Origin of the sequence: Embleya australiensis (assembly GCF_051903075.1) — a bacterium.
In the GTDB taxonomy this organism is placed as follows: domain Bacteria; phylum Actinomycetota; class Actinomycetes; order Streptomycetales; family Streptomycetaceae; genus Embleya.
The window spans coordinates 1,829,010-1,854,999 of the sequence record NZ_CP182423.1 but is presented as its reverse complement, the minus strand read 5'-3'; the positions used below and the strand labels follow the sequence as shown (position 1 = coordinate 1,854,999).

At 71.9% G+C, this 25,990-nt stretch carries 23 protein-coding genes; 9 read left to right on the top strand and 14 right to left on the bottom strand.

The genetic code is table 11. The annotated features are described in order from the left end of the window. Window positions 1-25 precede the first annotated feature (25 nt). From ACMXN5_RS38375 to ACMXN5_RS38350, 6 genes are all read right to left on the bottom strand, one after another. Window positions 26-799, bottom strand: a complete 774-nt coding sequence (locus ACMXN5_RS38375) for a copper homeostasis protein CutC (RefSeq protein WP_395793711.1) — start codon at window positions 797-799, stop codon at window positions 26-28. A gap of 54 nt (window positions 800-853) precedes the next feature. Next, entirely contained in the window at window positions 854-1,837 is a 984-nt protein-coding gene (locus ACMXN5_RS38370; RefSeq protein ID WP_439681367.1) for an asparaginase, read from the bottom strand. 73 nt (window positions 1,838-1,910) lie between these two features. Then, the gene (locus ACMXN5_RS38365) at window positions 1,911-2,774 is read right to left on the bottom strand and encodes an amino acid ABC transporter permease (RefSeq protein ID WP_439679519.1); all 864 of its coding nucleotides are present in this window, start codon (window positions 2,772-2,774) and stop codon (window positions 1,911-1,913) included. Next, complete coding sequence (locus ACMXN5_RS38360) at window positions 2,771-3,415, bottom strand: amino acid ABC transporter permease (RefSeq protein ID WP_078980330.1); 645 nt, start codon at window positions 3,413-3,415, stop codon at window positions 2,771-2,773. The genes ACMXN5_RS38365 and ACMXN5_RS38360 overlap by 4 nt, the downstream gene beginning before the upstream one ends. 209 nt (window positions 3,416-3,624) lie before the next feature. Continuing rightward, complete coding sequence (locus tag ACMXN5_RS38355) at window positions 3,625-4,590, bottom strand: glutamate ABC transporter substrate-binding protein (protein WP_078980331.1); 966 nt, start codon at window positions 4,588-4,590, stop codon at window positions 3,625-3,627. A gap of 71 nt (window positions 4,591-4,661) precedes the next feature. Continuing rightward, window positions 4,662-5,429: an amino acid ABC transporter ATP-binding protein gene (locus tag ACMXN5_RS38350; RefSeq protein WP_380003703.1), complete on the bottom strand. Its 768-nt coding sequence runs from the start codon at window positions 5,427-5,429 to the stop codon at window positions 4,662-4,664. A gap of 148 nt (window positions 5,430-5,577) precedes the next feature. Here ACMXN5_RS38350 and ACMXN5_RS38345 point away from each other — a divergent pair, with 148 nt between their 5' ends. From ACMXN5_RS38345 to ACMXN5_RS38330, 4 genes are all read left to right on the top strand, one after another. Further along, window positions 5,578-6,732: an ROK family transcriptional regulator gene (locus ACMXN5_RS38345; RefSeq protein ID WP_380003704.1), complete on the top strand. Its 1,155-nt coding sequence runs from the start codon at window positions 5,578-5,580 to the stop codon at window positions 6,730-6,732. A 119-nt stretch (window positions 6,733-6,851) separates the two neighbouring features. Then, a complete protein-coding gene (locus tag ACMXN5_RS38340) occupies window positions 6,852-7,496 on the top strand; it encodes an isochorismatase family protein (protein ID WP_395793714.1) in 645 nt (214 codons plus the stop codon). 105 nt (window positions 7,497-7,601) lie between these two features. Further along, window positions 7,602-8,594 carry a sporulation protein gene (locus ACMXN5_RS38335; protein ID WP_439679518.1) on the top strand — a complete coding sequence of 331 codons (993 nt, stop codon included), beginning with the start codon at window positions 7,602-7,604 and terminating at the stop codon, window positions 8,592-8,594. Window positions 8,595-8,910: 316 nt separating this feature from the next. Further along, window positions 8,911-9,498, top strand: a complete 588-nt coding sequence (locus tag ACMXN5_RS38330) for a response regulator transcription factor (protein ID WP_380003707.1) — start codon at window positions 8,911-8,913, stop codon at window positions 9,496-9,498. A gap of 82 nt (window positions 9,499-9,580) precedes the next feature. On the opposite strand, the gene ACMXN5_RS38325 is transcribed toward ACMXN5_RS38330, so the two are convergent. From ACMXN5_RS38325 to ACMXN5_RS38290, 8 genes are all read right to left on the bottom strand, one after another. Continuing rightward, window positions 9,581-11,320 carry an ABC transporter ATP-binding protein gene (locus ACMXN5_RS38325; RefSeq protein ID WP_439679517.1) on the bottom strand — a complete coding sequence of 580 codons (1,740 nt, stop codon included), beginning with the start codon at window positions 11,318-11,320 and terminating at the stop codon, window positions 9,581-9,583. Next, window positions 11,317-13,146, bottom strand: coding sequence for an ABC transporter ATP-binding protein (locus ACMXN5_RS38320; protein ID WP_439679516.1), 1,830 nt, complete (start codon window positions 13,144-13,146; stop codon window positions 11,317-11,319). The genes ACMXN5_RS38325 and ACMXN5_RS38320 overlap by 4 nt, the downstream gene beginning before the upstream one ends. Window positions 13,147-13,329: 183 nt before the next feature. After that, a complete protein-coding gene (locus ACMXN5_RS38315; RefSeq protein WP_380027352.1) occupies window positions 13,330-13,461 on the bottom strand; it encodes a SapB/AmfS family lanthipeptide in 132 nt (43 codons plus the stop codon). A 96-nt stretch (window positions 13,462-13,557) separates the two neighbouring features. Next, window positions 13,558-16,317 carry a class III lanthionine synthetase LanKC gene (gene lanKC, locus ACMXN5_RS38310; protein WP_439679515.1) on the bottom strand — a complete coding sequence of 920 codons (2,760 nt, stop codon included), beginning with the start codon at window positions 16,315-16,317 and terminating at the stop codon, window positions 13,558-13,560. A 723-nt stretch (window positions 16,318-17,040) separates the two neighbouring features. Next, window positions 17,041-17,886 (bottom strand): biotin-dependent carboxyltransferase family protein, encoded by an 846-nt coding sequence (locus tag ACMXN5_RS38305; protein WP_439681366.1) that lies wholly within the window; start codon window positions 17,884-17,886, stop codon window positions 17,041-17,043. A gap of 191 nt (window positions 17,887-18,077) precedes the next feature. After that, the gene (locus ACMXN5_RS38300; protein WP_439679514.1) at window positions 18,078-18,695 is read right to left on the bottom strand and encodes a 5-oxoprolinase subunit B family protein; all 618 of its coding nucleotides are present in this window, start codon (window positions 18,693-18,695) and stop codon (window positions 18,078-18,080) included. After that, a complete protein-coding gene (locus ACMXN5_RS38295) occupies window positions 18,692-19,513 on the bottom strand; it encodes a LamB/YcsF family protein (RefSeq protein WP_439679513.1) in 822 nt (273 codons plus the stop codon). Before ACMXN5_RS38295 ends, ACMXN5_RS38300 begins: the two co-directional genes overlap by 4 nt. Beyond that, entirely contained in the window at window positions 19,510-20,232 is a 723-nt protein-coding gene (locus ACMXN5_RS38290; RefSeq protein ID WP_439679512.1) for a GntR family transcriptional regulator, read from the bottom strand. The genes ACMXN5_RS38295 and ACMXN5_RS38290 overlap by 4 nt, the downstream gene beginning before the upstream one ends. A gap of 158 nt (window positions 20,233-20,390) precedes the next feature. Between ACMXN5_RS38290 and ACMXN5_RS38285 the strand changes: the two genes are divergently transcribed. The 5 genes from ACMXN5_RS38285 to ACMXN5_RS38265 all read left to right on the top strand — a co-directional run bounded on the left by ACMXN5_RS38285 (window position 20,391) and on the right by ACMXN5_RS38265 (window position 24,912). After that, complete coding sequence (locus ACMXN5_RS38285; protein ID WP_439679511.1) at window positions 20,391-21,134, top strand: DUF969 domain-containing protein; 744 nt, start codon at window positions 20,391-20,393, stop codon at window positions 21,132-21,134. Beyond that, a complete protein-coding gene (locus ACMXN5_RS38280; protein ID WP_439679510.1) occupies window positions 21,131-22,099 on the top strand; it encodes a DUF979 domain-containing protein in 969 nt (322 codons plus the stop codon). The genes ACMXN5_RS38285 and ACMXN5_RS38280 overlap by 4 nt, the downstream gene beginning before the upstream one ends. Before the next feature lie 159 nt (window positions 22,100-22,258). Continuing rightward, a complete protein-coding gene (gene pcp / locus ACMXN5_RS38275; protein WP_395793733.1) occupies window positions 22,259-22,909 on the top strand; it encodes a pyroglutamyl-peptidase I in 651 nt (216 codons plus the stop codon). A 309-nt stretch (window positions 22,910-23,218) separates the two neighbouring features. Continuing rightward, complete coding sequence (locus ACMXN5_RS38270) at window positions 23,219-23,833, top strand: hypothetical protein (protein WP_439679509.1); 615 nt, start codon at window positions 23,219-23,221, stop codon at window positions 23,831-23,833. A 485-nt stretch (window positions 23,834-24,318) separates the two neighbouring features. Further along, window positions 24,319-24,912 (top strand): class F sortase, encoded by a 594-nt coding sequence (locus ACMXN5_RS38265; protein ID WP_439681365.1) that lies wholly within the window; start codon window positions 24,319-24,321, stop codon window positions 24,910-24,912. The last annotated feature ends 1,078 nt before the right edge of the window (window positions 24,913-25,990 follow it).

Below are 25,990 nucleotides of genomic sequence, written 5' to 3'. Positions count from 1 at the left end.
CCACTTCGGGTCCGGAGGTGCCCGGTCAGCCCTTGCGGGCGGCGTCCAGCACGTCGCGGATGCCGTCGGCGGAGGTCACCCGGCGGGCGTATTCCGGTTGGCGCAGCGCGCCGCCCATGTACGGGTGCGGGTTGCGGTGCGTGGCGGGGCTCTCCAGGATCGCGCCCGCCGCGAAGTGCACCTCGTGCGCGCCGGTGGCGGCCAGTACCCGGTCGATGTTGCGCGCGGTGATGCCGCCGCCGGGCATCACCACGATCCGGCCGGCCGCCTGGGTGACCAGGCGGGCGATCAGCGGCGCGCCCTCCAGCACGCTGCTGTCCTGCCCCGAGGTCAGCACCCGGTCGATGCCCAGCTCGATCAGCTCCTCCAGGGCCGCGTGCGGGTCGCGGGTCATGTCGAAGGCGCGGTGGAAGGTGACCGACAGGTCGCCGGCCGCGGCCAGCAACGCCTCGATCACCGGACGGTCCAGGTCGCCCTCGGGGGTCAGCGCGCCGATCACCACACCCTGCGCACCGGCGGCCCGGATCGCCTCGACGTCCCGACGCATCGCGGCGGCCTCGTATTCGTCGTAGACGAAGTCGCCCCCGCGCGGACGCACGATCACATGGACCCGGATCGCCTCGACGGCGGCCAGGGTGGTCTCGATCAGGCCCAGGCTCGGCGTGATGCCGCCCTCGAACAGGTCCGCGCACAGCTCGACGCGCTGCGCACCCACACGTTCCGCGGCGAGCGCCCCCGGCACGTCGTCGATGCAGATCTCGAAGGCGGGCGCGGGGGTGGGGCCGGCGTTGACGGTCATGACGCGAACTCCTGATGGTGCGAAGGGGGGTGGGGTGGGGTGGCGTACGGTGCGCTACGCCAGATGGGATGTCACGCGGACCTCGCCGACCGGCAGGCCGCCGCCGAGGACCGGTACGGTCGTCCATTCGTGGGCCGCCGAGACGTCCACGCCGAGCGTGTGCAGCGCGGCCAGCGCCAGTGCGGTGGTGGCCCGGGGGCTGCCGTCGATCACCTTGACCGCGACCGCGTGTCCGGCGGTGGTCGCCGCCACGAACACGCCCTCGGCGCCGCCCTTGACCAGGACGCCCGGGAGCAACCGCATCACCTCGGTGTTGGCCTGCCCGTCCCCGCCCACGTACGCCGGGTGTTCGCGCATCGCCTTGGCCACCACGCGCCCGGGCCCGGTGGTCGCGGTGGCCAACGCGCGTACGCCCCGGGCGAGTCCGGTCAGGGTCATCGCGAACACCGGTGCGCCGCAGCCGTCCACGGCGGTGTGCGCGACCGACTCGCCGGCCAGTTCCTCGATGCCCTCGCGGACCAGCACCTGCAGCGGATGCCCTGGGTCGAGGTAGCCCTCGGTCGGCCACCCCGACGCGACGCAGGCCGCCAGCATCGCGGCGTGCTTGCCCGAGCAGTTCATCCGCTCGCGGGTGTTCTCCTCGCCGCGCGCGATCATCTCCCGGTACGTGTTCTCGTCCTCCGGACGGTCGGGCGGACACCCCAGCGCGTCGAAGGTCAGCCCCGAGCGGGTGAGGATGTCCTCGACCGCGTCCACGTGGAAGTCCTGCCCGGTGTGGCTGCCCGCCGCGATCGCCACGTGCGCCCCGGACAGCGGCGCGCCCGCCTGCAGGCAGGCCAGCGCCTGGAACGGCTTGGCCGAGGAGCGCGGTACCACCGGCTCGTTCGGGACGCCCAGTTCGAGCGCCGGCCGGCCGTCCGGCGCGAGTGCGACCAGGCTGCCGAAGTGCCGGCTCTCCACGAACCCGGACCGCACCACCTCGGCGAGTTCGGCGTAGCGCGTGGTCGATTCGTGGGGCACGGTGTCCTCCGGTCGCATGGGGTCCTCCGGGATGGGCCGAGCGGTGCGGCCGTCGAACAGGGAAGTCGTCACAGGGGTCGGCTCGTTGCCGTCACAGCGGTTGGTCCGCCGCCGCCTTGGCCCGGACCAGTGTGCGCAGCCGGCGTCGGCCGGCGGAGCGGAAACCCTGCCGGGCCTCCAGGGTGCGGGCCAGCTTGGACAACGACGCGTTGAGCACGATGTAGACCAGCGCGATGATGATGTAGGTCTGGATCAGCAGCCGGTTGTAGGTGGCCAACACCCGCCCGCTGTACAGCAGTTCCGAGTAGCTGACGATGAAGCCGAGCGAGGTGTCCTTGAGCAGCCCGACGGACTGGCTGACCAGCGACGGCAACAACCGGCGGACCGCCTGCGGCAGCACGATCAGCCGCATCGTCTGACCGTCGGTCAGCCCGACGGCGAGCCCCGCCTCGCGCTGCCCACGATCCAGGGACAGGATGCCCGCCCGGAAGATCTCCGCGAACACCGCCGACGCGGACACCGAGAGCGGCAGGACCAACTTCCAGAACAGCGGCAGATCCACGCCGTAGTGCGGCAGTCCGAACAGCACCAGGTAGACCAGGAGCAGCACCGGAACCGTGCGCATCACCTCGATGTACACGGTGGCCGACCAGCGCAGCGCCCGCTGCCGGGACAACCGGCCCAGGGCGAGCACGATGCCGCCGACCACGGACAGCGCGGTGGCCACGGCGGCGGCCCGGACGGTGGCCCACAACCCTTCCAGCAGATACCGCCACATCGGCCAGGTGGTGTACGGCCGCCACTTGTCCGCGTCCAACTGGCCGTGATCGGCGAACCGCTTCACGGCCACGGCGAGCAGCGCGGCCACCGCGACGCCGACCACGATCGTGGCGATCCGCATCCGGCGCCGCGCGATCGGGCCGGGTTCGTCGAACAACACTCGGGACGCGCTCATCGAACGATCGCCACCTTCCGCTCGATCATGCCGGTGACGATCCCCGCCGTGGCGCAGATGAGCATGTAGCCGATGCCCGCGCCGACGAATACGGGGATGGGTTGCGCCTCCATGAGGTTGACCCGGTTGGCGGCGGAGGTCAGTTCGACCACGCCGACGGCGGCGGCGAGCGAGGTGTTCATGGTCAGCGCGATGAAGATGTTGCCGATCGGCTGCACCACGCCGCGCAGCGCCTGCGGCAGGATCACAAGGCGCAACGACTGACCGAACGTCAGCCCCAGGGCCCGGGCCGCCTCGGCCTGGCCGATCGAGACCGTGTTGATCCCCGAGCGCACCGCCTCGGCGATGTAGGCCGCCTCGTAGAGCGCGATCACGATCACCGCCGTGGTGAACAGCGGGAAGATCACCCCGACTTCGGGCAGGCCGAAGACGAACAGCACGAGCAGGACCAGGAGCGGGGTGTTCTGGAAGGTCTCCACGTACACGGTGCCCACGCCGCGCAGGGCGGCGACGGGGGACACCCGCATGGCGGCCACCACGACGCCGATCAGCAGCGCGCCGAGAAAGGAGAGCGCGGTGAGTTCGAGCGTGGTGACGATGCCGTCGGTGAAGGCGGAGAGATGTCGCAGCACGACATCCATCGGCGAGGACCTTTCGCGAGGGGGTGGGCGGAGACGAGTCCGGGCGAGGCGCGGCGAGCGGGGGGCTCGGCGGGGCGCGCGGCGGGCCGGGCCCAGGGCCGAGGGCTCCTCCGGCGCGAGGGCTGCGGAGGGCGACGAGGGCCGAGAAGGCCGGGAGAGTCGAAGGCCGGGAGGGTCGGGAGGGCGGCACGCCCTCCCGACCCCGGGGCTCAGGAGCCGGGGACGCCGCCGATCGCGGGCGGCGTCGGCGGGTTGCCCTCGACGACCGTGCCGAGCGTCTGCTTCCAGACCGTCTGCCACGAACCGTCCTGGCCGATCTTGCGCAGCCAGTCGTTGACGAACGTCTTGAACGCTGCGTCGTCCTTCTTCAGGCCGATGCCGTACGGGTCGGAGGTGAACGGCTCGCCCACGACGGTGGTGTCGGGGTTCTGCTTCACGTCGGCCACCAGCAACGCCTGGTCCTGCACGTACGCGTCGCCCCGGCCCTGGCGCAGTGCCGTCACGCACTCGGGGTCGCTGCCGAAGGTGACCACCTTCGCGTCCGGCGCGACCTGCTTGATCGCGGCGATCGCGGGCGTGTTGGCGCCGGCGATCACGGTCTTGCCGTTCAGGTCGGCGGGCGTCTTGATCCCGCTCGCGCCCTTCTTGGTCAGGATGGCCTGGCCGGAGGAGTAGTACGGGCCCGCGAAGGCGACCTGCTCGGCCCGCTTCGGGGTGATCGTGTACGTCTGGAAGACCACGTCGACGGTGCCGTTCTGCAGCAGCGCCTCACGGGTCTCGGTGGCCGAACTGACGATCTTCACCTCGGGCTTGCCGATGATGTACTTGGCCAGCAGTCGGCCCATCTCGGCGTCGAACCCGTCGGTCTTGCCGGATATCGGGTTGAGCTGCGACCACAGCGGCGCGTCCTGGGAGCCGCCGACGATCAGGTAGCCGCGCTCCTTGATCTTGGCCATCGTGGAGCCGGGCAGGATCGCGGCGTCGGGCGCACCCTCGGCCTTCTTGGCGACGTCCTCACCGGCCGGCTTGCCGCCGGGGACGGCGTCGGACGAGGAGTCGCTGGAACAGGCGGCCAGCACGCTCAGGGACAATGCGGCCAAAACGGCCGGAACGGCGGTACGCAGCCGACGCGATGACGCGCCGGAGCGCGGGCGACGCAGGGGGAAGCCGGACATCGGGGCCTTCCTTTGCAGCTAGGCAGGGGTACAGAGGGGACGGGACGGACGGGCCCGGCGGAGCGCGGGCGTCAGTGGCTGAGCACCTTGGACAGGAAGTCGCGGGCGCGGTCGGTGGTGGGGGCGGTGAAGAAGGTGTCGGGCGTGCCGACCTCGACGATCTGACCGTCCGCCATGAACACGACGCGGTCGGCGGCCCGGCGGGCGAAGCCCATCTCGTGCGTGACCACGACCATGGTCATGCCCTCGCGGGCCAGGTCGACCATGACGTCCAGGACCTCGTTGACCATCTCCGGGTCGAGCGCGCTGGTCGGTTCGTCGAACAACATCACCTTGGGCTGCATGGCCAGCGCCCGGGCGATGGCGGCCCGCTGCTGCTGGCCGCCGGAGAGCTGGGCCGGGTAGTGGTCGGCCTTGTCGGCGATGCCGACGCGGTCCAGCAACTCCCGGGCCCGGCGCTCCGCGTCGGCGGCGGACAGACCCTTGACCCGGGTCGGGCCGAGGGTGACGTTCTGCAGCACGGTCTTGTGTGCGAACAGGTTGAACTGCTGGAAGACCATGCCCACTTCGGTGCGCAGCCGGGCCAAGGCCCGACCCTCGGCGGGCAGTTCCTCGCCGTCCAGCAGGACCACGCCCGAGTCGACGTTCTCCAGCCGGTTCAGGCAGCGGCACAGCGTCGATTTGCCCGCGCCCGACGGGCCGATCAGGACGACGACTTCGCCGGCCGCGACGGTCAGGTCCACGTCGGTCAGCACGCGGACCGCGCCGAACGACTTGTTGATGGCCCGCGCCTCGACCATGGGCGTCACTACGGCGGAAGAAGGCGACGCGGGCTTCATCAACGCTCCATCTTTGTTCGGAATCGAAGTTTCAGGTGACAGTAGAAGCGAAATTCGAATAAAGTCAATGCCTTGCTGGTTATTACGGGGTGTGCTATTCCTGTCACTGCCGTACCGCAGCAGGTGTGCCTCGAACGGGAGTGGAACGTTGGGTGGAAGCGCGGGTGACCTGGTGCGACTGGTGGCCAAGGGGCACGGTCGATCCCGGGCGGAACTCGCCCGGTTGAGCGGCATGGCACCGTCGAGCGTGTCGCTGCGCGTCGAGGAGCTGATAGAGGCCGGCCTGCTCCGCGAGGACGGCGAGGGCGCCTCCCGGGGCGGCCGCCGGCCCCGGCAGCTGCGCCTGCACGAGAACGCGGGCGTCGTGGTCGCCGTCGACGTCGGCACCCACCACGTGCGCATGGCGGTGCTCGACCTGGCCGGACGGGTGCTCCTGGAACACGAACTCCCGGGCGAGATCGCCGAAGGCCCCGAGCGGGTGATCGAACGACTCCTGGACAACCTGCGCATGACGCTGCGTCAGGCCGAGGTCGAGCACCTGCCGCTGCTGGGCGTCGGCATCGGCATGCCCGGACCCGTCGACCCCGGCGAGGCCAAGGTGGTCGCCCCGTCCCGGATGCCCGGCTGGAACGACTTCCCGATCGGCCGCCGGATGAGCGAACTGCTCGGCGTACGCGTGGTGGTGGAGAACGACGCCAATCTGATGGCGGTCGGCGAACACCGCTACGGCTGGCCGGACCGGGACAACCTGATGGCGGTCAAGGCCGGCACCGGCATCGGCTGCGGCATCATCGTCTCCGGCCGACTGCATCGCGGACGCGGCGCCGCCGGCGACATCAGCCACGTCCCCGTACACGTGCCCGAGCCGGTCACCTGCTCGTGCGGCCACTCCGACTGCCTGGAGGCGCACGCCAGCGGCGCGGCGCTGCGCCGCATACTGCGCGCGCAGGGCATCGAGGTCACCTCCTCGCGCCACCTGGTCGAACTGGTCAACGACGGAGTGCCGGAGGCGACCACGCTGGTCCGCAACGCGGGCCGGCTGGCCGGGCAGGTGCTGGTCCCGCTGGTGAACTTCTTCAACCCCGACGTGCTCGTCCTGGGCGGCGGCCTGTCCGCCGCCGAGCCGTTCGTGGCCGCCGTACGCGGGGCGATCTACGAGCGCTGCCTCCCGCTGGCCACCCGCGACCTGGAGATCGCGACGGCGGTCACCGGCCGGGACGCGTGCATGCTGGGCGCGGGCAGTCTGGTTCTGGATGAGGTGCTCGCGAGCGAGTGGGTGGACGACACACTGGCGGCGCGCTGACTCCGGCTCCGGCTCCGGCTCTGTCCCGGGAACGGATCTTCTCAACCTCGGGATATAGAGCTACTGTGGCGTCCGTCAATTCCACGCCATATCCAGACGGTGTCGAGGAGGTCCGCGTCATGGGCTACCAGGTGAGTACCGTCGATCCGGCGCGCACCGCGCTGATCGTCGTCGACGTGCAGCACGACTTCATCTCTCCCGGTGCGCCGCTGGAATCGCCCGCCGGGCGCGCCATGTTGCCCACCCTCGCCGGCCTGCTCGACCTGTGTCGCAAGGCCGGGATCATGGTCGTCTACACCGCGCACGTACACCGCGCCGACGGCTCCGACCGGGGGCGCTACGGCGACCTGTACCCGCCGATCGCGTCGGGCGAGGCACTGGTCGACGGCACGCCCGGGAGCGAGATCCACCCCGACGTGGCGCCCGCCGAGGGCGAGGTGGTGGTCAAGAAGCACCGCTACAGCGGATTCCACGGCACCGATCTGGACATGCTGCTGCGCGGTCGGGGCATCACCACTGTCGCGGTGACCGGCGTGACCACCGAGGACTGCGTGCACGCCACCGCCCGGGACGCGATGTTCCGCGACTACTGGACGCTGGTGATCGCCGACGCCTGCGCCACCTACGACCACCCCGACCTGGGCTGGGGCGCGATGTCGGCCGAAGAGGTGCACCGCGCGGCGCTGGTGGTGCTGGCCCAGTCCACGGCCGACGTGGTCACCTCGGAGCAGTTCGCCGAACGGGTGCGCGAGGCGGGCGTGTAGGCCCTCTCGGAGTGCTGTGATTTAAAAGTTGCGCAAGTACGCAACTATCGGAGCTTCGTGCGCGTTCCTATCTGCGACCGCACATCTCCGAAAGGAAAGCACCAGATGGTGTTCAACCGTGTTCTCGATGCCATCGGCGTGGGCGCCCCCGACGTACGGACGACGTTGTCGACGCCCGTGACCCGGCCCGGTGAAACCCTCCGGGGCCGGGTCACCGTCGTCGGCGGCAGCCGCCCGGCCGAGGTCGGCGGCGTGACGTTGTCCCTGGTCCTGTCGACGGCGGCCGGCATCGGGCGTCCCGCCGGCGCGGGCGAGGGCCCCATCCCGTTCGCCGACGCCGTGGTGAGCGGCCCGCTGCGGCTGGCCGCGCGGGAGGAGCGGGAGTTGCCTTTCTCGTTCCCCGTGCCCTGGGAAGCGCCGTTCACCACCATCGCGGGGCAACGTCTGGCGAACCCGGCGGTGGGGCTGCGCACGCTGATGGCCCTGGACGGTCGTCGCCAGCGGCAGGCCGCCGACGCGGTCGACATCGAGCCGCTGCCGGTGCAACAGCGGGTCCTGGAAGCGGCGTTGGCGCTCGGCTTCACCTTCAAGGACGCCGATCCGACGATGGGTCGGTTCGACGCCGAGCAGGACCTGCCGTTCCGCCAGGAGGTCGCGTTCCACGCTGCCCCGCGCTACGCCGACAGGTGCGGGGAGGTGGCGTTGTCCTTCCGCTCCAGCCCGAACGCCACCCACGTCTCGGTGCGCGTGGGCCCGCGCGGCGAAACGTTCGGCCCGGGCCCGGGCCTGGGCGTCGACACCGGCACCCGCCTCGACCACACCGACCTGAGCAAGGACCTCGCGGGAACCGTGGACACCTGGATCCGGCGCGCCGTCGAGGAGTACGCGGCACGTACCCCGCACGGCGGTTCGTCGTACGACGCGATGCGGCCGAGCCCCTGGGTGAACACCGGCGGCGAGGCCGGATCGCGGGCCGGCGCGCGCGGCGGCGGCTCCGGCCTGGGCGGGATGGTCGGCGGCATGGCGACCGGCGCGGCGGCGGGCTTCCTGGGCGGCATGTTCGCGGAGGAGGTCTTCGGCGACGACGACGATGACTGAGCCCGAGCCCCGAGCTTGAGCCCCGAGCCTGAGCCCCGAGCCGACGCCGGCCTCGGCCTCGGCGGCCGACTCCTCGGCGCGCAAGCCCCGTATACCCCGGCCGGCGATGGCGCGGGCGGCGTGTCCGAAGTCCTTCGAACCCTCGGTTGATAGCGGCGCGGCTCGATCATGGTTCGACAGGAGACGAGAACCCGAGATCTGAATGTCGCATTAAAGAATCATCCGATTACAGGTAGTGCTGAGACCCTCGGGATGGGGTACCTATCGACGTGCTTGGCGGGCACCTCAAGCGCGTCGGCACAGACTGGGGGCGGACATGATCAGGGTTCTCTTGGTGCACGACACGGAGTTGATGAGATCGGCGCTGACCGCGCTGCTCGATCGGGAGGAGGACATCGAGGTGGTCGCCGAGAGTTGGGAGAGCGCTCCCGACCGGGCGCGCGCCCAACGTCCGCACGTATGCGTGGTGGACGTGGACTGTCCCGGCGCATCCCGTTTACCGAGTCGTCCCGTCGACCGGGACTGCGCATTGCTGGTACTGGCCACCACCGCGCGGCCGGGCAGCCTGCGCCGGGCAGCGGAGGCCAAGGCGCTGGGCTTCGTGGACAAGGACGCCCAACCGCTGCAACTGCCGCGCGCGATAAGACTGATGGCCAATGGCCGCCGCTACGTGGACGGTACGCTCGCGCTCGACCTGCTGCGCGCCGCGACCGCACCGCTGACGCCCCGCGAACTGGGGGTGCTCTCGCTCGCCGCGAAGGGCGCCTCGGCCCCGGAGATCGCCCGCAGCCTGCGGCTGAGCATCGGGACGGTACGGAACTACATGTGCGCGATCACCCGCAAGACCGGTGCCCGCAACCGGATCGACGCGATCCGCATCTCGCGCGACGCCGGGTGGGTCTAGCGTCCGTTTCTCTTGTGGCGGACTTGGCGGGGCCACGCCTCCTGGCCCCGCACGCCGCCGCCCCCGGAGCCCGGACGGCCGATCAGATGCGTTCCGCGTGCCAGTGGCCGACCAGGTCGCGGTACAGCGGTGATCCGTCCAGGAGTTCCCGATGCGTCCCGCACACCGCGTGCGCCCCGTCCAGCACCAGGATCCGGTCGGCCCGATGCGCCGAACTGATGCGGTGAGCCACCACGACCAGCGTCCCGGGCCGTTCGGCGAAGGCCCGTTCGGCCCGATCCTCCGCCGCCGGATCGAGATGGCAGGTGGCCTCGTCCAGGAGCACCAGGGGCGCGGGTGACAGGTACGCCCGGCCGAGTGCGAGCAACTGGCGCTCGCCCTGGGACAGGGAGGCGGGGTCCACCGGCGCGTCGAAGCCGCCCAGCCGGTGGACCAGGGGCAGCAGACCGACCTCGGCCGCGCTCGCGGTCAGCGCGGCGGGCGACGCGCCGTCCGGACACAGGTACAGCAGGTTCTCCCGGACGCTGCCGGTGAACACGTACGCCTGCTGCGGGATGAGCACACGTCGGCGGGAGGGTTCGGCGGCGATCGGCGCGACCGGTCGTCCCGCCACCCGGATCTCGCCTCGGTCGGGTTCGAGCAGGCCGGCGATCAGCGCGGTCAGCGTCGACTTGCCGATCCCGCTGGGGCCGACCACCACGAGGTGCTCGCCGGGTTCGACGGTCAGATCCAGGTCGCGCAGAACCGGCTGGGCGGTCGGACCGTACGCGAAGGTGAGCCCGCGTATCTCGACTCGGGCGGGGGCGCCGCGTTCGGCCGGTGGGCAGTCCGCTTCGACAACCGGCGTGCCGGGCGCGGCACTTCGCGGCCCGGAGGTCAGTCGATCGAGAACCACCAGCAGCCGCGTGCCCGCCGCGCCGAGCGCGTTCATCAGGGTGTGCAGGGCCGGCAGCAGGGCCTGGGTCAGGTAGGTCAGCGCGCCCAGCAGGGCTCCGGCGGTCAACCCCTGCCGCAACAACCAGGGCGCGGTGACCAGGAGCAGCAGCACCGGCAACTGCCCGGCCACACCCAGCGCGACGGTACGGGCCGCGGCCCATCGGGCCAGGACCCGCGCCGCCCGGGCCTCGGCCTCGATCAGGGCACGCGTCCGAGCCGCGACCGACTCCCCGGCGCCCGCCGCCACCACGTCGCGCAGCCCCTCGGCGACCGCGCCGAGCTGCGTCGACAACGCCTCGTCGGCGTCGAGGAATACCCGCTGCCGGGCCGCCATCGGCGCCAGCGTGGCCAGGAACAAGGCCAGGCCGATTACCAGCGGGGGCAGCACCACGATCAGCAACTCCGGGGCCAGCGCACCGAGTCCGAGCAGCACGCCGAGCACGGTGAAGACGAACGAGCGGGCCACCAGGACCAGTCCGGCGAAGCTGTCCCGGGCGAGTTCGGTCTGATTGGTCAACCGCGACACCACCGCGCCGTCCGCCGCACGCGACGGGGCCTCGATCGCTTCGGTCAGGGCCCGGTCGGCCACCCGGCGGATCAGCCCGTCACGCAACGGCTCGACCAGATCGGCCAGTCCGCGAAACACCCCGCCGGTGGCCGCCCCGCCGCAGATCACCGCCACCGCCGCGACCGCCAGCCAGGCGAGGCCGGTACCGGTGTGACCGGCCAGGAAACCGTGGTCGAGCGCCATCGCCACGCCGTAGCCGCCGAGAAAGGTCTGCGCCGATTCCAGGAGGGACCATGCGCCGAGCCGGACCAGCACCCGTTTGCGTCGGGCCAGGAAACGCCGGGCCAGGGCGGGCACCCCGGAACGGTCCTCGGTCACCTGCCCTCCCAGGTCGAATCCCCGTCCCCGGTCGGGCCATACTTCGATGTCCCGGTCGAATCCCGGGTCGAACCAGGCCCCGGCGACGCGTCGTCCGGCTCGGCGGCGACGAACACCGCCCGGTAGTCGGCCTCTTCCCACAACCGCTCGTGTGTTCCGACCGCGCGCACCCGGCCCGCCTCCAGCCACGCGACCAGATCGGCCCGGGCCGCCGAGGACACCCGGTGGGCGATCAGCAGCCGGGTACCCGCGCGGACGTCGTGGACCAGGGCCCGATCCACCCGCAGTTCGGTGACGCTGTCCAGGCTGGAGGTCGCGTCGTCCAGCACCAGCAACCGGCCCGCGTGCGCGAAGGCGCGGGCCAGGCCGAGGCGTTGCAGTTCGCCGCCGGACAACGGCGCGCTCGCGCGCGGCGCGGCGTACCCGCCGGGCAGCAGGCGGATGAAGGTGTCCGCGCCGGCCGCGGCGGCGGCGGCCTCGATCCCGGCGGGCTGCGGTCGGTAGGGCCCGAAGGCGATGCCGTCGGCGATCGTCTCGCCGAACAGGGCGGGCCGTTCGAAGGCGTAGCCGACCTCGCGGCGCAACCGCGCCGGATCGATCTCGGTCAGCGGCACGCCGTCGAGCAGCACCACGCCCGCGTCCACGTCGCACAACCGCCCGGCGACCGCGGCGAGCGTCGACTTGCCCGCGCCGGAGCGCCCGACCACGGCCATCGTGGTGCCGCCGGGCACGACTAGATCCACGCCGCGCAACACCGGCTCGCCGCCCCGGAGTACGGTGACCCCGCACAGTTCGAGCCGACCGGGACCGTAGGCCGGCAACGCCCGGGTGCCGTGCCGCATCGGCGGGATCGCGAGCAGTTCGGCGGTGCGCCGCGCGGCCGAACGGCTGCGCACCAGCGCGTCGAGGCCGCCGACCGCCACGCCCAGCCCGGCGGCGAGCGCGGTGTAGCGCGAGGCGGCGAGCAGTTCGCCCACGGTCAGGTGCCCGCCGGCCAGCCGTACGCCGCCGACCGCGAGCACCGCCGTGCTCAGCAGCGGGACCAGGATGCCCGCACCCGCCATGGCCCGCCCGTACACCTGCCACATCCGCCGCCCCTGCGCGTTCAGCCGGGGCAACGGGTCGAGGATCCGCCCGAGTTCGCGGGCCGAGCCGCCGGCTGAAGCGATACTGCGGGCGCCGCCCAGGGCCTCGACCAGTCGGGTGGCGATCTCGCCCTGGACCTTCTGGTAGCCGGAGACGCTCTCCGAGGAACCGCGGGCGAAGGCACGCAACAGCCAGATCAGCAGCGGTACACCGGCCAGGAACACCGCGAGCAGCCACGGGTCGATCACGCCCAGCGCGACCAGACCGCCGATCGGGACGAAGAGCGCGGCCAGTCCTGCGGCGGCGGTGGTCGGCGCGGTGCTCGCCTCGGCAACGTTGCCGGTGAGTCGGGTGACCAGATCGCCCGGGGCGTGTTCGCCGGCCCGGTGCGGGGCGAGCGAGAGCAGGTGGTCCACGCCGAGTCGGCGCAACCAGGCGGCACTTCGGGCGGTGACGACCCCGCCGAGCAGGGCCTCCAGGGCGGTGCAGATGATCTCGGCGACGATCAGCGCCGCGCACAGGACGACCGCGCCGTGCAGGCCGTCGGCGTCGTCGAGCAGCAGGTCGAGGGTGTGGCCCAGGACGGCCGGGAGCACGATCGCCACGCCGGCGGCGACCGCGCTGCACAGGAAGACGGCCGCGGTGCGACCCGGGCTGTGGCGCACGGCGCCGGCCAGCAGTTGGGCGGTCCCGGGGGGCGCGGCCGATGCGCCGTCGGGGGTGCGGTCCGTGGCGGCCATGCCGGCGCGGTTCCTCGCTTTCGTCGCTGGGGTGTTGGGGGTGTTGGGGGTGTCGGGGTGCGGGGATACTGCACGAACGGCGGTCCCGGGCGGAATGCCGCCGCCCGGGACCGCTGTCGACTCGCCCTGGCTACCTCGGGGTGCTCAGAGGCATGCTCGGAGCCTCCCGAAGAGAGTCAGAGGTCAGTGGCACTGAAGCAGGCTCAGGCTGCTGTTGCCACACAGCAGGAGGCTCACGTTGCTGTCGCCGCCGTGGCCGCCGCCGCCGAGCTCGGTCTCCTCCGCCGCCATCGTCTGCAGGTCGAGAAGTGCCATGGTGATCATTCCTCTCGGTAGTGGAACGGGATGGTGCCGCGGCCCGCCCGATGGGTGGGCCGATTCTGCCTCGGTCCGCGAAGAACGGGACCGGCTTCAGGGCCGCCGAGGCGGCGGGAGGAAGGGCAGGTGCACGGGATGGTCGTGCAGGGAGCTGCCCAGTGCGAGCAGGCAACCGGCGGTGCCGGTGCCCAGGTCCATGGAGAGCCGCATCATCTGGTCGCCGGCGAAGGCGAGTTCGCCCCGGTAGGGGATCGCGCCCCAGGAGAGCGTGTCGGTCAGCCGACGCAGGTCGGCGGCACGGGTGTCGGGTGTGTCCGATGCGTCGGGTGTGTTGGGCGTGTCGGGTTCGTCGGCGGTGGTGCGGCTCAGGTGCAGGATCATCCCCGCGGTACCCCGGAACAGGCCGGGGTGGGCGTAGAACCGGGCTCGGGCGGCACGGGCGATCTCCAGCCGGGCGGCGGCGAATTGCTCGTCAGGCCGGTGTGCGAGGTAGTCGTCGAGGACCATGGCGATGCCGACGCTGCCGGCGCCGAGGTAGGGCATCGTACGGCGGCCCTCGCTCACGTGCAGGGCGCCGCCGATGGCGACCACGCAGCGGGCCAGGTCACTGCGCAGTGCGTCCGCGGCGGCGTCCAACAGGCCCGGGTCGCGCAGCCGTTCGTACAGGCGCAGGAAGAGGAGGGCGCCGCCGGTGGCACCGTACAGGAGGCCGGCTCGGGCCGACGGGGGGCCGGTGCGGATGCGGTCGGCGACCTGTTCGGCCCAGGCCAACGCCCGGTCGTGCAGGGCGTGTTCGCCGGTGGTGCGGGCGAGGTCGTCCAGGGCGAGGCCGAGTCCGGCCAGTCCGCTGTGCAGGTCCACGCCGAGGCCGTGCCGGTTCTGACCGAGGATCAGGTCGACCAGGTCGAGGGCGCGATCGCGGTGACCCAGGCGCTCCATCATCCAGGCCACGCCGGACAGGCCGTCGTAGAAGCCGGGCGGGTTGCCGGCGGGCGGGTTCTTGGTCGCGCGCAACAGCCATTCCTCACCCGCCGGGTGGCGTTCGGCCCCGGTCTCGGCCAGCGCGTACAGCACGCCGGCGGCCCCGGAGCCGAGGCACGCGCCGCCGCCCGGGACGGCGAACTGGGCGATGTCGCCCGGGTAGCAGCGGTCCTCGCGGTCGGGGGTGGCGGACAGGATGATCGCCCGGGCCATCGAGTCGCGGCAGCGCGGCCAGTCGGCGAGGTCTACGGGGAGGTAGCCGGCGGAGGGGGAGGCGGAGGCGGTGGGCGAACTGTTGGGCGTGGTGGTCCCCACCCGGTTCGGCTCGGGGGTCGAGGCGTTGGCGCGGGCGTGTTCGGGCTTGGGGATGTCGGCGCGGGCGTGCTCGGGGGGCGTACCGGATTCCCGCTCGGGAGGCGTACCGGATTCGCGTTCGGGTGCCGGGTCGAAGCCGCGCAGGATCTCCTCGACCGCCGGGTCCAGCCAGCCGGCCGGGATCGGGAACTCCGTGAGCGCGACCTGGGCCAGGTGCCGGGCCTTGTTCCGGTCCACCGCGAACAGGCTGGTGAGAGGCAGGAACAGGGCGATCCGCAGACAGGCGAGCGCATAGCGGTCTATGTCGAAGCCGCGTCGGTCGGCGGGCGCCACGAAGCCGGGGCTGGCGACCACCTGACGGCGCGTGTCGTCGTCGATGGCGGCGGCCTCGAAGTCGAGGAGTGTGACCGACTGTTCGTCCTCGGGGATCATGATGTTGAACAGGTGCAGGTCGTTGAAGACCACGCCCCGCGCGTGGATCGCCTCGACGGCGTCGGCCACGAGGCCGTAGATCCGCATGGCCCACGCGGTGTAGTCGGCCAGGGACTCCGGCGTGGGGTCGGTCTCGATCAGCGGGTGGCGGAGTGCGAAGAGGGTGTTCAGCGGGCGGCCCTCGACGAACTCCAGGACCAGGAACCGGTGATCGCCGAGGGTGAACCAGTCGCGCACCTCGGGTGTGCAGGCCAGTCCGCTCAACCGGCGTAGGGCGTCGCGCTCGCGTTCGAGGCGGGTGACCGCGTCCGCGCCGTCGGCGCCCAGTCCGGCGTGCGGGCGGGCCTCCTTGAGGACGACCTGCTCGTCGGTGCGCGGATCCCGGCCCAGGTAGACCCCGCCGCCGTTGGAGAAGTGCAGCGCACGCTCGATCCGGTACGGGAGTTCGCCGACCGTGGTCGCGGCGCGGGCGGCCAGGTGGGGCTCCAGGAACGCGGGCAGGTCCAGCCACGGCGGTACCTGGAACGAGGGTTCGCGCCGATCCGGGACGAGCGTGCCGGTGTCGTCCTCGATCGCCGGACACAACTCGCCGCGTGCGTCGTGGCAGTTGCGCTCGGTGAAGCTGCCGTAGCGCAGGAACACCGGCCCCACGCCCCAGCGCAGATCGCTCAGGATGTACGGCCCCGGCTCGCCGGCCAGAAGGGCGGACAGCTCCTCCGCGACCACGCGACACTGCTCGTCGTCGGCGGGGTAGACGGTGACGAACTTGCCGCTGGCCGCGCGGTCGGCGTACTTGCCGTTGCGGTTGTGCAGCAGATACGGGCTCGGCATGCACTTGAACGCGATGCCGCGCGGGATGCAGTAGTCCCAGACGACGGTCAACACCCGCTCGGCGTTGGTGTGTACGGCGGAGATGTGGATCTTCCAGCCCTGCTCCGGCAGTTCGCACGGATCGGGCCGGAACGCGAGCCAGTCGCCGGAGGGATTGCGCAGCCAGCCGTCGGGGAGTGCGCGGTTCAGCGCGGCGTAGTGCGTGGCCAGGCCGGCGTCGTCCGCGCGGAGCCGATACGGCGCGTCGTAGAACAGCCGATCGGCGTCGCAGAAGACCGCGTATCCCTGATTCATCGCACTCCTTTTCCATCCGGAAGCCCGGGTGCCAACCGGAACACTGCCGGCGCCCCGAGGCCGCCGAAAGTCGCATTCGTCATCAATGCGGAGTGAGGAATTCATGGGTGAGGGTGTGATGAACTCATGGACAAATCGGGCGAGCTGCTGGGTGGGTGGGGGTGATGTGCAAGCGGCTGGGCCGGGCCGCGAAGGCGGGCTCGGGGCTGCTACCGGCGAGTAGGCGTCCGGGTGGGGAGTGGGGAAGGGGTGGGGAGGGAGTGGGGAGGGGGTGGGGATGTGGCGACGGCGGCGGCTCACCATCGACTCTGACCAGTCCCGCACCGGCCACCCGCAGTCGAACGCGCAACGCTCGTTGGGAACGCCCGACCCACTCGGGAAGGTCCTTCGGAGGACTCGACCCGAGCGCTCTCTCCCCGCCGCTGCCGGCCGGGGTTCGCCGAGCAACACACCCATCTCGCCGGAAGCCCCGGGTCGGCCGCCGTCGGCGTGCCGGGCTCCGGGGCCGGCCCAGGGCTGGTGGCGGGGCGTGCTTGTTGGTCGGGGGGAACCGGCCGGCAGCGGCGGGGAGGGTGCGGTTGCCCCCGCCAGGGGCCTTTCCGGGTGGGTCGGGCGTTCGTGGCGGGGTGCGTCTCGGCTGGGTGGGGCCGGGTTTGGGTGGGCTTGGGTGGCCCGTTTGTGGGGGGCTTTTTTGGGGTTGGAACGGCCGCGTGGGGTTGGGGTTCAGTGGGTGGTGGGGGTGAATCTGACTGGGGTGCCCGGGGTTGCTTGGGCGGCGGCGGGTAGGTGTTCCTCGGGGACGACGCCGATTACCGGGTAGCCGCCGGTGACCGGGTGGTCGGCCAGGAACAGGACCGGGCGGCCGTCGGGCGGGACCTGTACCGCGCCCAGCACCATGCCCTCGCTGGGGAGTTCGTCGGTGCGTGCCCAGGCCAGGGCGGGGCCGTCGGTGCGTAGTCCGATTCGGTTGCTTGCCGAGGCCACGGTGTAGTGGGCGGCGCCGAGGGAGTTTCGGGCGGCTTCGGTGAACCAGTCCTGCCGGGGGCCGAGTACCAAGGGGAGTACCAGTTCGGTGGGCGGGCCCGATCGGCGGTGGACGTCCGCGCCCGGTGGGGCGGGGCCGGTGGGCTCGCCGAGCGGGAGCAGGTCGCCGTCGGCGAGTGGGGGCGGGCCGAGTCCGGACAGGAGGTCGGTGGATCGGCTGCCCAGGACCGGTTCGACCGCCACGCCGCCGGCGAGTGCCACGTACGTGCGCAGGCCGGCGGTGGCCGGGCCGACCTCGAGGACGGCGCCGGCCGGTACCCGGATCGCCGCGCCCCAGGCGACGGGGCGACCGGCGACGCGGACCGGGCAGGGTGCGCCGACCACCGCGGCCACGGTGGTTCGGCGCACCCGCACGGCGGTGCCCGTCAGAGTGGTCTCCAGGGTTGCCGCCTCGGGGGGATTGCCGACCAGGCGATTGGCGAGGCGGTGGGCCGGCTGATCGAGTGCGCCCGAGCGTGGTACGCCCAGGTGTGCGAAGCCGATTCGCCCCAGGTCCTGGACGGTGGTGAGCGCGCCGGCTCGCATCACCTCGATCGTGCGTGATGCGTCACTCACGTGGGTGACCCGAGGCCCCTCCGACCCCGGATCGCGCTGCACCGCCTCACCGCGACCGGCTTCCCGCCGGCGAGCCTCGCCCCGACTCGCCTCGGCCCGGCGCGGCTTGTCCCGCTCCGCCCGCCTCGCCTCGGCTCCGCCCACGCCACCGCGTCCCGTGCTCACGGCTCCACCGCCACGAAGCGGACGCGGACACCGGGAGCGAACAGGGCGGCCGGCTCGCGGTCGGCGTCCCACAGGACCGCGTCGGTGCTGCCGACCAGTTGCCAGCCGCCGGGCGACGAGCGCGGATATACGCCCGCGTACTCCCCGGCGAAGCCCACCGAGCCGACCGGGACCGCGGTGCGCGGGGTGGCCCGGCGGGCCAGGTGATAACGCTCGGGCAGGCCGGTCAGATAGCCGAAACCGGGCGCGAAGCCGCAGAACGCCACCCGGAAGGTGATCGCCCCGACGATCTCGGGGATGCGCTCGACCGGCTCCCGCCACAGTTCGGCGATCTCGGCCAGGTCCGGCCCGTCGTAGCGGACCGCGATCTCGATGTGCTCGCCCGCCTCCGGCGACAGCGGCGGGATGCGCCAGCCCGTGACGTCCGCGGCCAGCGCGGCGGGGTCGGCGAGCCCGTCGAGCAGGACCGTGCGGGCCGCCGGGACGATCTCCCGGACGGCCGGCAGCGTACCCGCCGCGCGCCGCCGCAGCAGTTCGGCGTGCAGTGCCTCGGCCCGGTCGGCCGTGTCCACTTCCAGGAGCAGTGCGTGTCGGCCCACCGGCAAGGTCCTCACGCGAACGGCTCCAGGGACACATCGGCGGCCAGCAGCGCGCGGCGGACCCGCAGCGCCGACTCGGCCGCGCCCGGGGTGTCGCCGTGCAGGCACAGCGACCGGGCCGAGACGGCGACCCGCTCTCCAGTGATGGCGACGACGGCGCCCTCACGCGCCATCGTCAACGAGCGGGCCACGACCCGGTCGCCGTCGTGAACGACGGCACCGGGTTCCGCGCGCGGCACCAGGGTGCCCCGCGCGGTGTATGCGCGGTCCGCGAACGCCTCGGGTACACAAGGCAGTCCGGCGGACTCGGCGGCTTCGAGCAGGCGCGAGCCCGGCAGCCCCAGGACCGGCAACGCGCCGCCGGCCAGGAGTACGCCGGCCACCACCGCGCCGGCCTGGTCCGCATCCCACACGGTGCGGTTGTACAGCGCCCCGTGCGGCTTGACATAGGACACGCGCGAACCGGCGGCGCGCGCGAACACCTCCAACGCGCCGATCTGGTACGCGACTTCGGCGGCCAGTTCGGTGGCGGGCACGTCCATGGCCCGGCGCCCGAAGCCGGCCAGGTCGCGGTAGGAGACCTGCGCGCCGATCCGCACACCGCGCTCGGCGGCCAGCTCGCACACCCGGCGCATGGTGACCGGATCCCCGGCATGGAAGCCGCACGCGACGTTGGCACTGGTGACCACGGAGAGCAACGCCTCGTCGTCGGTGAGCTGCCACCGTCCGAAGCCCTCGCCGAGATCGGCGTTGAGGTCGATCACGACGGAGCCCGAGTTCGAGTTCGAATCCGAGCCGTCGCCCGTCGGGGCCGCGTCGGCGTTCACGCTCATGCGCCGTCCATTCGCATCGCGGTGCAGATCATCTCGCACGCGTCGTCGAGATACCGGTCCAGAACCACCGTCGCGCCGTCGAAGTCGCCGCCCGCGAGCAGGTCCACGATCTCCCGGTTGCGCCGCAGAAACGGTTCGTGCAGCGCTCTCGCCGAGGGCATCGCCAGGAAGGCCAGGCGCAGTTCGGCGATCAGGCGGGTCATGTACTCGTCGAGCCGCGGACTGCCCGCGAGCGCCACCAGGGCCCGGTGGAAACGCAGGTCGGCGGTGCCCACCTCGGCCCAGTCACCCGCCTCGGCCGCCGCCTCGCCGCCCGCGACCGCGGCGTGCAGGGCCGCGATCCGCTCCGGCGCCGCCGTACAGACCGCCCGCAGGCCGGTGCCTTCGAGGGCGCGTCGGACGGCGTAGATGTCGGTCACGTCGTCGGGGTCGAGCATCCGGACGAAGACGCCCCGGTTCATCTCGTGCACCACCAGGCGATTGTCGACCAGCGTGCGGAACGCCTCGCGCAGCGTGTTGCGGGAGACGCCGAGGGCGGCGCCCAGGGCCTGTTCGGAGAGTCGGGTGCCGGGTGGCAGGGCGCCCTCGGCGATCCGATCCCGCAACACCTCCGCGACGCGCTGCGCGGTGCCGGCGCGACCGAGGAGGTCGCGGTCGGCGGCCAGACGGCCGAGTGTATCGTCGCCGGAAGTCCGGGCAAGGTCGACATCTTGGGTCATACGGTGGAGTCCCCCAGAGTGCGACGAGCGGTGCGGGAGGAGTACACCAATTTCCCGCGCCGTTCACAAGGTCTTGTGGGATTGTTCAACAATAGCCTAGCCTCCTCGGCACCTCCTCGTCCCCACTGTTCGAGGACCCGAGCGTGGAAGGCTGCGCAATGATTGTGCTCCTCGGCGTCCTACTGGTGATCGTAGGGTTCGCCACCCGACGCAACCCCCTGTTGGTGGTCGGTGTCTCCGGTGTGGCCACCGGCCTGCTGGGCGACCTGTCGCCGCGTGAAGTGCTGGCCGCCTTCGGCAACGGCTTCGCGTCCAGTCGCGGCGTGACGATCTTCGCCATCACCCTGCCCGTCATCGGGCTCCTGGAACGCAACGGCCTCCAGGAACAGGCCCGTACGCTGATCGCGCGCTTCGGCAAGTTGACCACCGGCCGCTTCCTGGTGCTCTACCTGGGACTGCGCCAAATCACCGCCGCCGTGGGCCTGGTCAGCCTGGGCGGCCCGGCCCAGACGGTACGCCCGCTCGTGGTGCCGATGGCCGAGGGCGCCGCCGAGCGCAGCCACGGCCCGCTGCCCGAGAAGACGCGCGAGAAGATCCGCTCGCACTCGGCGGGCGCGGACAACGTCGGCCTGTTCTTCGGTGAGGACTGCTTCCTGGCGGTCGGTTCCATCCTGCTGATCACGGGCTTCGTGAACACCACGTACCACCAGCACATCGAGCCGCTGCACGTGGCGCTGTGGGCGATCCCCACCGCCGTCTTCGCGTTCCTCATCCACGGCGCCCGACTGCTGCGCCTGGACCGCACGTTGGCCCGGGACTTCGCCGCGGCGCCGGCCGGCACGGGGGCCGTCCCCGCCATGGCGTCCGCCGTCGACTCCGCCGCCGAGGGGAAGCTCAAGTGATCAAGGTCGAATGGTTCTTCTGGCTGGTCGGCGCCGTCTTCCTGGTGATGGCCGCGCAGATGCTGGTGGATCGCAGCAATCCCAAGCGCTTCGGCAGCGCCGCGTTCTGGGGCCTGCTCGGCGCGGGTTTCATCTACAGCACCCGGGTCGTGGAGAAGACCTCCCCGGCCGAACCGCTGGGCGTGGCCGTGCTGGTGATGGTCTGTCTGGCCGGCTTCGGCTTCACCGGCAAGGGCACCGTGCCCACCACCAGCCGTGAGCAGCGGGTCGCCATCGCGTCCCGGCTCGGCAGCCGCATCTTCATCCCGGCACTGACCATCCCGGTGGTGGCGATGGTGTGCGCGGTGTTCGTGAAGAAGTGGCACATCGGCACCGAACCGGTGCTGCAGAAGGGCAGCGAGACCATCCTCGGACTCGGCGTCGGCGCGATCGTCGCGCTCGTCGTGGGCATGTCGGTGGTCCGCGAGAAGCGGATCAGCGTCCCCGTGCACGAGGGCCGGTCGATGCTGGAGGCGATGGGCTGGGCGCTGCTGCTGCCCCAACTGCTGGCCACGCTCGGCTCGATCTTCCAGGTGTCGGGCGTCGGCAAGCAGGTCGGCGTGATCACCTCGAAGGTGTTGCCGGACGGCAAGATCTACGTCGCGGTGATCGTGTACTGCCTCGGCATGTTCCTGTTCACCATGATCATGGGCAACGCCTTCGCCGCCTTCCCGGTGATGACCGCGGCGATCGGCTGGCCGGTACTGGTGGTCGAGGGCGGCGGCGATCCGGCCGTGGTGCTCGCGCTCGGGATGCTCGCCGGCTTCTGCGGCACGCTGTGCACACCGATGGCGGCCAACTTCAACATCGTGCCCGCGGCGTTGCTCGGGCTCAAGGACCAATACGGGCCGATCAAGGCGCAGTTGCCGACGGCGGGTGCGCTGCTTGTGGTCAACATCGGCATCATGTCGGCTTTCGCGTTCTGACCTCGCGTTTCGAGGTTTTGCGTTCCGAACTCGCATTTCGACGCTTCGCGTTGCGGCTTTGCGATTCGTCCTCGCGTTTTGTTCTCGCGTGCTGTTCTCGCGTTCCGATCGGGCGCTTTCGTCACCCGCTTTGCTCCGCCGTTCCAGGAGGCATCACCAATGACCCGCGTACTCCTCACCGGATTCGACACTTTCGCCGGCGAGGCGAGCAATCCGTCGTGGGAGGCGGTGCGACTGGTGGCGGCGAAGCCCGGGGCTGCGGCGGACCTGGAGGTGACGGCGGTGCGGTTGTCCTGTGTATATGGGACCGCGCTCGACGAACTGCGGTCCGCTGTGGAGCGGGTCGACCCGGACCTGGTGGTGTGCGTGGGCCAGGCCGGCGGCCGGCCGGACGTCACCGTGGAGCGGATCGCGATCAACGTCGACGACGCCCGCATCCCGGACAACGCCGGCCGACAGCCGATCGACGTGCCCATCGTCGAGACCGGGCCCGCCGCCTACTTCGCCGGCCTGCCGATCAAGGCGTGCGTCGCGGCGGCGCGCGCGGCGGGTGTACCGGCGTCGGTGTCCTCGACGGCGGGCACCTTCGTCTGCAACCACGTGTTCTACGGCCTGATGCACCTGATCGCCACCGAACGCCCCACCACCCGGGGCGGCTTCGTACACGTCCCCTTCGCCTCCGAACAGGTGGCCGACCGCGCCGTCGCCTCGCTCCCGCTGCCCGCCATCGCCGACGCGCTGCGGGCGATCGTGACCACCGCCGCCACCCGTACCACCGACATCACCGCCCAGGGCGGAAGCACCCACTGACGCTTCCGGACCCGAGCCGTCGCGGCGTCATCCCACACACGGGGGTGGGATGCCGCCGCGACGGCTCGGGCCGGGCATGCACGCGGGTCACCCGTTCGGGTAAGCGGGGGCGGAAATGTGTGACCGGTTCGTCGGGGCCGTGGGGGCGGGGGAACCGGGAATCCCATGCTTACGGAGCGTGGCTGTTCGACCCTGTTTCGGGTGATTTCGGCGTGCGCGAGGGTATCCGCCCGGCTTACCTGGAAGTCGCGAGCACGGCTGTCCCAGCGGTAGGCCGCTACCGCGTCCGCGCTCGCCGGAGGTTCCATCATGCGTTCGATCCATAGGCTGCTCGGCCCGCCGCTGCTCGGCGCGAGTCTCGCCCTGGCCGCCCCGGCGCTCGCCTACGCCGCCCCTGCCTCGTCCCAGAGCGATCCGGCGGAGTGCGCAAAGGCGGTTGCCGCCGCCGCGAAGGCGCAACTGGCGTACGACGCGGCCGTCGCCGACTACGGCAAGGACACCGCCGCGGCCGCCGGCCGACCCGACAAGTCCCACCAGGACCAACTCGAACGCGCCAAGAACGAAATGACCACCACCGCCTCGAACGCCGCCAAGCAATGCCCGGACACCAAGGCCGCCGATGGCAAGGGTGCGGATGGGAAAGCTGCCGACGCCAAGGTTGCGGATGGCAAGGCCGCCGACGCCAAGGCCGCCGATGGCAAGGGCGCGGATGGCAAGCCCGAGTCGGCGCACGACAACGCCCCCGGCCACGAGGACGCACACGCCGCAGCCCCCTCGGGCAGCATGCACACCGGCGCGGGCGGTACGTCCGATGGCTCCGGCGACGCCGACACCAACACCGACATCGCCCTCGGCGCAGGCATGTTCGCCGCCGGCGCGGGCCTGATCGTGCTGCACCGCCGCCGCAGCGCAGGCAAGCCCTGACCCCCACGCACCAGGTGCCCGCGCCGCCCGACCCACATCGGCGACGCGGGCACTCGGACGCCGCGGACGAGGGGGATGTGGCCCGCGCTCGGGTCGGAAGGGCGGGTGCCATCAAATGATGCTTCGCGCGCTTGCCACCAAGGGCCCGCGCGACCAGCGATGCCTTGCCCATGCGACTCGGCGGGCTGCGCTCCCGACGGTGCCCCACTCACCCGGGTCGCTGGAATCGGTGCCACCGAGAGTGCGCAGCCCACCTTGTAGGGGCCTGTGCGGCGGCGCGGCTTGGGCGCCGACGGTGTATCACCCACCTGCGCCCCGTCGACCGCGGATCACCCACTCACGTCAGTGAGGACGTCCAGAAGGCCCGGGGTCGATGTCGACCCACCTCGATCGCAGTGACGGGAGGTTTTGTGGAGCCAGAGGTCGCGGCCGAGGAGCGTGTGGCGAAGCGGGGGATCGGGCCCGTCGGGGCGGGGGTGGTGGCGATGTGTCTGGGGGTCGCGCTGCTCGTCAACGGCACCGGGACTCCGGGGCCGCCGCCGCAGCCCGGTGTCGCGGACGTGTACCCGGACGAGGCCCGACCCGCGCCGCACGATCCGCCGCCGCTCGCCCCGCTGCCCACCGCCGCGCCGACCCGTGTGCGGATCCCGGCCATCGGTGTGGACGCCCCGCTGACCGGCCTGGACCTGGAGAGCGGCGGCAGGCTCGCGGCCCCGCCGACCGACGAGCCCAACCTCGCGGGCTGGTATCGAAAGGGCACGCCGCCCGGCGCCGGCGGCACCGCGATCGTGGCCGGACACGTGGACACCGACCAGGGCCCGGCCGTCTTCTACCACCTCGGGGCGCTGCATCGCGGTAATACGGTCGAGGTCGACCGCGCCGACGGCGGCACCGCGGTCTTCACGATCGACGCGATCGAGGTCTACCGCGCCGAGCACTTCCCCAACCGACGCGTGTACGGCGCCACCGGGACAGCGGAACTCCGCCTGATCACCTGCGGCGGCGGGTTCGACCAAACCACCCGGCGCTACGTGGGCAACGTAGTCGCCTTCGCCCACCTCACCAGCCACCACACATAACCGCCGACGGAAAGGCAACCACGCCCGCCGACGGCGCGCCGTCCGGTGATTCCTCGCGGCGGTGGTTCGACCGGGCCGAGCAGCGCTGGTCGGGCCGCGTGACGGCCTTCGCCCACTGCACCGACCGCCACGGGTGTAGCCGCCGGCGGGGAGGGACCACGGTCCGTCGATGGAGTGCCGCCCGGTGATCCCTCGCGGCGGTGGCTCAACCGGGCCGAGTAGCGCTGCTTGGGCCGCGTGACGGCCTTCGCCCCTCTCACCTGCCCCCATACGTAGTCGCCGCGGGGCGGGGACCACGCTCGTCGATGGAGTGCCGTCGGGTGATTACTCGCGGCGGTGGTTCGACCCGGTGGAGCAGCGTTGCTTGGGCCGCGTAATGGGCTCGCCCCCTCGCCTGCCACCATGCGCAGCCGCCGGTGGGGTTATGGAGTTTCCTGCCGGCGCGGTGACGCCCCAAGGGTCACCTGCTGCGGCGGCTTCGAGCGTTCGACAGGGCTACCCGGCCATGTGGTGGCGCCCGCCCGCACCTTGTCGGGCGGCCGGTGAGCCACCAGCGAGGGGTGGGCATCGAATCCGTCGACGGGGCGGTGTCCCGATGGCCACCTTGGGCGGTGGCCTCGACCGGGCCACGGCGTTGCTTGGGAATGTGGTGGCCTCGGCCCATGTCGCCGGCCGCCACGTGTAGCTGCCGGCTGGGTTGTGGTGGGGCATTCGTTGGCGCAGCGACGTCGCCCTGACATCACCTGCAGCGGTGGGTTGGAGTTGGACCCGGTCGAACAGCGCTTCCGCTGCCTGGGACGTGGGATGGCGTTTGCGCACCTGACCGGGCGGCGTGCGGGTTGCATCCTTGACAGGGCAGCGCTCCGATGGCCGACGTTGGCGGCGGTCCCAATCCCGCCGACAGCGCTGCCTGGGCAATATGTCGTGGCGTTTGCCGGTCTCACCGGGCGCTGTGCGGAGCTGCCGCAGGCAATGGCCTTGAGCGTACTTTGGGCTGCGGCAACGCGGTTGGTCTCCAGCGGCGGGCCTGGGCTGTGACGGTCTCCGCTTGGGTGGGGCCACTTCGAGCCGGCTTCGA